The following is a 6,400-nucleotide window of genomic DNA, read 5'->3' as shown; positions in this document are numbered from 1 at the left end:
AACATCCAGTAAAGCCCATTTGCCGTACGGCCAAGAAGCATAAAATCATTCCCCTTTTCACGCTCTGATCTTCGTGTCAGTTGCTGCGTGTTATGTGTTTTAATCGTCGAGTACCCAAGTATCCTTGGTGCCGCCACCCTGGCTGGAATTCACAACAAGCGAACCTTCCTTGAGCGCCACCCGTGTCAATCCGCCCGGCGTGATCCGGATACGATCTGACACGAGAACGAAAGGACGCAAATCGACGTGACGTGGCGCAAGGCCGCTTTCGGTAAAGATTGGCGTTGTTGAGAGTGCCAATGTTGGCTGTGCGATATAGTTGCGTGGACGTGCTTTGAGTTTTTGAGCAAACGCATCGCGCTCGGCTTTGGTCGCGGCAGGCCCAACCAGCATTCCGTAGCCGCCTGAGCCATGCACTTCCTTGACCACCAGATCGGCCAGATTATCGAGCACATAGGCAAGACTATCGGGTTCCGAACAGCGCCATGTCGGCACATTCTCGAGGATTGCCTTGCGGCCGGTGTAGAACTCGACAATTTCCGGCATGTAGGAATAGATGGCCTTGTCATCGGCAATTCCTGTGCCCGGCGCATTGGCAATCGTTATATTGCCAGCACGGTAGACATCCATGATGCCCGCAACGCCGAGCGTTGAGTCTGGACGGAATGTCAACGGATCAAGAAAATCGTCATCAACGCGCCTGTAAAGCACATCAATGGTGCGATAGCCCTTTGTCGTTCGCATCGCGACACGACCATCCACAACGCGCAGGTCGCTACCCTCGACCAGTTCGACGCCCATCTGGTCAGCCAGAAACGCATGTTCGAAATAGGCTGAATTGTAGATGCCCGGCGTGAGAACTGCGACAGTCGGCACCCCTTGCGTTCCGGGTGGTGCAACGCTTGCCAATGACTGACGCAGCAGTTGCGGATAGTTCTCGACCGGGCGAACTTTCACATTCTGAAACAGCTCCGGAAAAAGCTGCATCATGGTTTCGCGGTTTTCCAACATGTAGGAAACGCCGGAAGGCGTGCGCGCATTGTCTTCCAGCACGTAAAACTGGTTTTCAGCCGTCCGCACGATATCAACACCGATAATATGCGTGTAGACATTGCCCGGCGGACGAAATCCAATCATTTCGGGCAGGAATGCCTCATTATTGGTGATGAGTTCCTTTGGAATGCGCCCTGCCCGGACTATTTCCTGACGATGATAAATATCATCAAGAAAAGCGTTGAGCGCCATCACGCGCTGTTCGATGCCTTGCGATAGCCTTCGCCATTCCTGACCGGAAATGATACGCGGAATAATATCGAACGGAATAAGCCGTTCCGCAGCGTCCTGATCACCATAGACCGCAAAGGTGATGCCGGTTTTTCGAAAAACGCTTTCCGCATCATGTGTTTTTTGCAGAAGTTTGTGCTGATCCTGCTGGTCTAGCCACTGCTTGAGAAATTCATAAGGTTGGCGAACACTCCCGCCATGGTTGAGCATCTCATCAAATGGCTTCACTTAATTCCCCTTCTTTTTCACCAATAGTCGGCTTCAAATCAGGGAAATGCAAGTGTGCAATTTATGCAAAAGCGCAAAGCTGGGTTGCGCAATTGCGTCGCGACAGCGGATTAAATGCTCGCGATAATCCGCGAGCTTCAACCGGGACGATGTGCTTTGACGACAGCTGGATCGGTTTCGATACGCCCTGCACCAATAAGATCGAGACAATAAGGAATGGCAGGGAACACGGCCTGCAGTGTCATAGCGATCGAGACTGGCTTCCCCGGCAGATTGAGAATGAAGCTTTTGCCACGGCTTCCTGCCGTCTGGCGCGAAAGAACGGCTGTCGGCGTCTGCTCAAGACTTGCACGACGCATTTGTTCACCAAAACCCGGCAGTTCCTTATGCAGAACAGCCTTCATCGCCTCCGGTGTTTCATCGCGCGGGCTTGGGCCAGTTCCGCCTGTTGTCAGGATCAAATCGCACCCAACATTATCGACGAGATCGATAAGCGTATCACGCACGGATTCCATACCATCCGGAATGACGCGTTTATCAATTTCGTAAGGCGTTACAATCGCGCTTTTTAGCCAGTTTTCGATAGCAGGACCGCTCAAATCTTCGTATTCGCCGCGGCTTGCACGGTCTGAGACTGTAACGACGCCGATTTTCACTATCTTATCCTTTTAATTGAGCTTTTACTTAAGTTTATAGCGACCACGCCTTGTCTTGTGAAGGTTTGAAGCTGGCCGCTAGCCTTCCAAAGCTGGTATATCACCTCGTCATCAAAATGCAGTTGCTTTCCTCTTAAATTCGAGCTTCAATCAAAAAGTTGGGGAGAGCAAAAATGCCATTTCGAGGCAGCCAATATCGCGGAACGTTCACGCCTGAGGACTTGCAAGTTCTGCAAGCCGCCTATAACCGCAGCTGTGCCATGTTAGACCGCTGCCCGACAACCCATGAGGCGAAAAACGAACTCGCCCGTGCGATCATCAGGACATATGAATCTGGTGAACATGATCCAGAAAAAATTGCTGCAATCGCAGCGCGAGTAGAACTTATGCGCAGTTGAAACCAGTTACTGAATGTAAACTATCCCTAAGTATGATAGTAAAGTGTTCAGTTTTACTAAAGACATGCCTTGAAAAGTATCGTCACAGGTTATGAAATCCGGTCAATCACGACCAGACTGCGAATGAAACAATATGCCGTTTTCGAGAGATTATTATTTTAAGCGTTTCAAGCCCGCTGAGCTCGAACAGTTGCAGGCGGCCTATCTAAAGACGTGTGAAGTTCTCGGACGCTGCCCGATCACCTCTCCGCAAAAGGATGAGATGTCGCGCGAAATTATCCAAATCTATGAATGCGGTATTTCGAGCCCCGAAAAGATCGCCGAGCTGATGCTTCAGATTGAGAGCGTTAAGCCTAAGCCTTATGCGGAACAGTTCTTTCCGCAGGACTTCGATCTTCCAGCGAAGCGTGCCTGACACAGTTCGCAAAAATTATCAGCGCAAAAACACAGAAATCATTTTCACCCCGGCCCGTTTAAGCATTTCGTAAACTTTGGATTCAGCTTTTGGCGGTAATCTTTGGTTAGCAAATAGCTCGGGAGGAGCGTTGCGGGTGTTGGTTGATGGCATTTCTGCAACCAGTTTTGGTTTGGCTGTAGAGCGCCTGAGTTTTGTGTACGGGTATCATGCGTTTTTCGGTTGTGTCAGCAATTGCCCTTGCCTGCACCGCTTTGGCGGGTTGCACGTCTAGTTCCGGCATCGACAGTATCATGCCGCAGCCATCTGCAGAGCTGACCAGCTCGGTTGTCAGGCCTTCTGCACCTTTGACAGAAATGGCGAGAGCCCCGCAATCGATGCCATCCGCACCGCAGGAAGAAGTTCTTGCCTGGGCTGGTCCGGTTCCTGATGCGGGCCCATTTAAAAACGAGCCGCCTGCACCATTGACGCAGCGTCCAGAGCAGCGTGTGGTGGCTCCAATCTCGGTTCCCAAGCCGGAAGTCGCGGCTTATCCACCTGTTCGCCTTGATCGGCAAACGCGCAATAAGGTCTACAGCCAGCGCTTCCGCGATGCGAAGCCGATCAACTTCGGTAGTGTTTCGCCACGCAGGCATGCAGTGCATGGTGTAGATGTTTCGCGTTGGCAGGGAGACATTGACTGGGCAACGTTGCGACAGAACGGTGCGAATTTTGCCTATATCAAAGCGACCGATGGCGGCGATCATCTCGATCCAATGTTCCGCAAGAACTGGCGTGATGCCAAGGCCGCAGGCCTGAAGCGTGGTGCGTATCACTTCTTCTATTGGTGCCGCGTAGCCAGTCAGCAGGCTGATTGGTTCATTCGGAACGTGCCGGTTGATCCAGATGCGCTGCCGCCGGTTATCGACGTTGAATGGAACGGCGACTCGTCTTGCAAGCGTCGTCCATCGCCTGCTCAGGTTCGTGAAAAGATGCAGGTTTTCATGGATGCGCTTGAGCGCCATTATGGCAAGCGTCCGGTTATCTACACCGCACCAGATTTTTACGATGATAATTTGAAGGGTGCGTTTACCGATTATCCGTTCTGGCTGCGTGCTGTCGCGCAACATCCATCCAAGGTCTATCCGGGCCGTCGCTGGGTCTTCTGGCAGTATTCCGGCTCAGGATTGTCGCAGGGTGTAAACGGTAAGATCGATCTGAATGTCTTCCACGGAAGTGAAGATCAGTGGCACCAGTGGATCGGACGCTTCGCAAGCTGATTTCTAGAGTTGAAGTTGAGAGAGCGCTAATCTAATAAATTAGATTAGCGCTATAATATCTTGTTTTTATAGTGATTTATTGATGCTCAGCAAGCTCAATCCGGCTTGCCGATCTTTGCCAGATCATACGGCGTCGATTGATACATCTCATTGATCCAGTTCCCGAAAAGTAGATGTGCATGGCCCCGCCAGCAGTTCTGTGGTTTGCGGCTTGCATCGTCGCTTGGGAAATAGTTGGCTGGTACGGGTGTATCTGGTTGCAGCTGGATATCCCGGAAATATTCATCAGCAAGCGACGTCGTATCGTATTCGACGTGATTGAACATATGAAGCGCGCGGTGCTTGGGGTCTTCCAGCAAGCAAAGACCGCTTTCAGGGCTATCGACGAGAACCTTCAGATTGCTATCTACCGGGATGTCGTCTTTGCGCACTTCCGTCCAACGAGAAACAGGAATTGCAAAGTCGTCTGAAAATCCGCGCAGGTAAGGCGATGCTGGAGCAAGGTTTTGTTGGCTGTAAACACCTGACGCTTTACCGGGCAGGTCATATTTGCTCATGCCATGGAAATGATGCACAGCCGCCTGTGCCGCCCAGCAGATATTGAGCGACCGATGAACATGGGTCTGTGTCCAGTCGAAGACACGCTGCATTTCGTCCCAATATGTGACTTCTTCAAACGGCATACGCTCGACTGGCGCACCGGTGATCACAAAGCCGTCGAAACGTTCGTCCCGCACCTCTTCCCAAGGTCGATAGAAAGAAAGCATGTGATCTGCAGGCGTATGGCGCGCTACGTGATTGGTGATACGAACAAGCGTCAATTCCAGCTGCAATGGAGTTGAACCCAGAAGACGCGCAATCTGCGTCTCTGTCGTGACCTTGTTTGGCATGAGATTGAGAAGGCCGATTTTCAGCGGCCTGATATCCTGACGGATAGCATCTGCCTCACGCATGACCATAACGCCCTCGGCTTCGAGAACACTGGTTGCGGGCAGATCGTCAGGAATTTTAATAGGCATGTCGCGTCAGTCCTTCGTTATGTCAGAGCGGACGCGTGTGGCTTGATCCGTATATTTGCCGGTTGGCCACATCCTTCCATTTTAGGAAGTACCACCTTGCCCGGAAAGGCAGGTTGGCGTTGGGCGTCGCCCCAACTCTTGATGTGACGCTACTTCTACTCAAACTCCTGCGTCCTGGCAATAGTGTTTGAATGCTTGTAACTCGGCTGTGATGGAATTTTATTCTAACAATTTAACGCGCAAAGTTGCTCCGGTTTAAAGAGCGTCTCCAAGACGAAAAGAACTGTCTTTATACATGCGCGGAACAAGCCGTCGCATTACGCGTTTTTCTTTTATCCGCCTGGTATGGTAAACTGTTGGTAAAAGGGAGGGAAAAATGAGCAACATTATATTTTGGATGGCGCTTGTCATTCTGCCGGTTCTGGCCGGAACTGCTTTCGCTTACCTTCGTCACATGCATCATGGTGATGATTTCTAAGCGGTAATTCAGATTGCGCCTGAAAGCTTCGAATGTTGGAACATTGATCCGATTGGATCAGATCGGAGCTCTAGGCATCTGTTTAACGCGCATCTCTGTCCGAAAACTGTTTCACACTTTTCGGGATGCCCGTTGATGACGTGGCTTACTAACTGGCTTGACGAAATAGATTGATATCAACATTACTAAGTAATGCCAGATAGTCGCGCCGTTCCGTTTGAAACCACGCTTCTTGTGCGTGATACCTGTCTTTGTTTGCATGTTCAGCGTGCAGCCCGTGCGCTTGCCCGTTATTTTGACGAGGAACTTCGCCCTTCTGGTCTCAATAATGGTCAGTTTTCGCTTCTAATGGCATTAAATCGTCCCAGCCCGCCGCCTATGAAGCCGGTGGCTGAACTATTGGCTATGGATCAAACCACCCTCACCGCAGCATTGAAGCCTTTGCAGCGCAATGGCTGGGTGGAGATTGTCGTAAATCCCGACGATCGCCGCCAACGCCTTCTTTTGCTTACATCTGAAGGACAAACGGTTCTTGCATCAGCTGTTCCTATTTGGACATCGGCTCATGCAAAACTCGAAAGCACGTTCTCCGGCAATAATCTTGAATTATTTCGTCAAGAATTAATGTCACTTTGCCGTTAGGCTCTTTACCATCTGCCTGAT

At 50.9% G+C, this 6,400-nt stretch carries 7 protein-coding genes and 1 riboswitch; of the genes, 4 read left to right on the top strand and 3 right to left on the bottom strand.

All coding sequences use genetic code 11. The features are described 5' to 3' along the window. Positions 1 to 99 precede the first annotated feature (99 nt). Positions 100 to 1,512, bottom strand: coding sequence for a circularly permuted type 2 ATP-grasp protein (locus CEV34_RS24325; protein ID WP_079213816.1), 1,413 nt, complete (start codon positions 1,510 to 1,512; stop codon positions 100 to 102). Positions 1,513 to 1,649: 137 nt separating this feature from the next. Further along, complete coding sequence (gene mog, locus CEV34_RS24320) at positions 1,650 to 2,168, bottom strand: molybdopterin adenylyltransferase (protein WP_007879217.1); 519 nt, start codon at positions 2,166 to 2,168, stop codon at positions 1,650 to 1,652. A 173-nt stretch (positions 2,169 to 2,341) separates the two neighbouring features. Here mog and CEV34_RS24315 point away from each other — a divergent pair, with 173 nt between their 5' ends. The 3 genes from CEV34_RS24315 (at position 2,342) to CEV34_RS24305 (ending at position 4,240) form a co-directional block, all read left to right on the top strand. Next, positions 2,342 to 2,566 carry a hypothetical protein gene (locus CEV34_RS24315; protein ID WP_007879218.1) on the top strand — a complete coding sequence of 75 codons (225 nt, stop codon included), beginning with the start codon at positions 2,342 to 2,344 and terminating at the stop codon, positions 2,564 to 2,566. Positions 2,567 to 2,699: 133 nt separating this feature from the next. Then, positions 2,700 to 2,981, top strand: coding sequence for a hypothetical protein (locus CEV34_RS24310; protein ID WP_007879219.1), 282 nt, complete (start codon positions 2,700 to 2,702; stop codon positions 2,979 to 2,981). Between the two features lie 209 nt (positions 2,982 to 3,190). Next, positions 3,191 to 4,240: a GH25 family lysozyme gene (locus CEV34_RS24305; RefSeq protein WP_007879232.1), complete on the top strand. Its 1,050-nt coding sequence runs from the start codon at positions 3,191 to 3,193 to the stop codon at positions 4,238 to 4,240. A 95-nt stretch (positions 4,241 to 4,335) separates the two neighbouring features. Here the strand turns inward: CEV34_RS24305 and CEV34_RS24300 are convergent, their stop codons facing one another. After that, the gene (locus CEV34_RS24300; RefSeq protein ID WP_007879233.1) at positions 4,336 to 5,259 is read right to left on the bottom strand and encodes a homoserine O-succinyltransferase; all 924 of its coding nucleotides are present in this window, start codon (positions 5,257 to 5,259) and stop codon (positions 4,336 to 4,338) included. Positions 5,260 to 5,300: 41 nt separating this feature from the next. Beyond that, a riboswitch (SAM-I-IV-variant riboswitch) is annotated at positions 5,301 to 5,409 on the bottom strand. 520 nt (positions 5,410 to 5,929) lie between these two features. On the opposite strand from CEV34_RS24300, the gene CEV34_RS24295 reads away from it, so the two are divergent. Beyond that, complete coding sequence (locus CEV34_RS24295) at positions 5,930 to 6,379, top strand: MarR family winged helix-turn-helix transcriptional regulator (RefSeq protein WP_007879241.1); 450 nt, start codon at positions 5,930 to 5,932, stop codon at positions 6,377 to 6,379. The last annotated feature ends 21 nt before the right edge of the window (positions 6,380 to 6,400 follow it).

Source organism: Brucella pseudogrignonensis (assembly GCF_002252525.1).
GTDB lineage: Bacteria > Pseudomonadota > Alphaproteobacteria > Rhizobiales > Rhizobiaceae > Brucella > Brucella pseudogrignonensis.
This window is presented reverse-complemented; position numbering and strand designations above follow the sequence as displayed.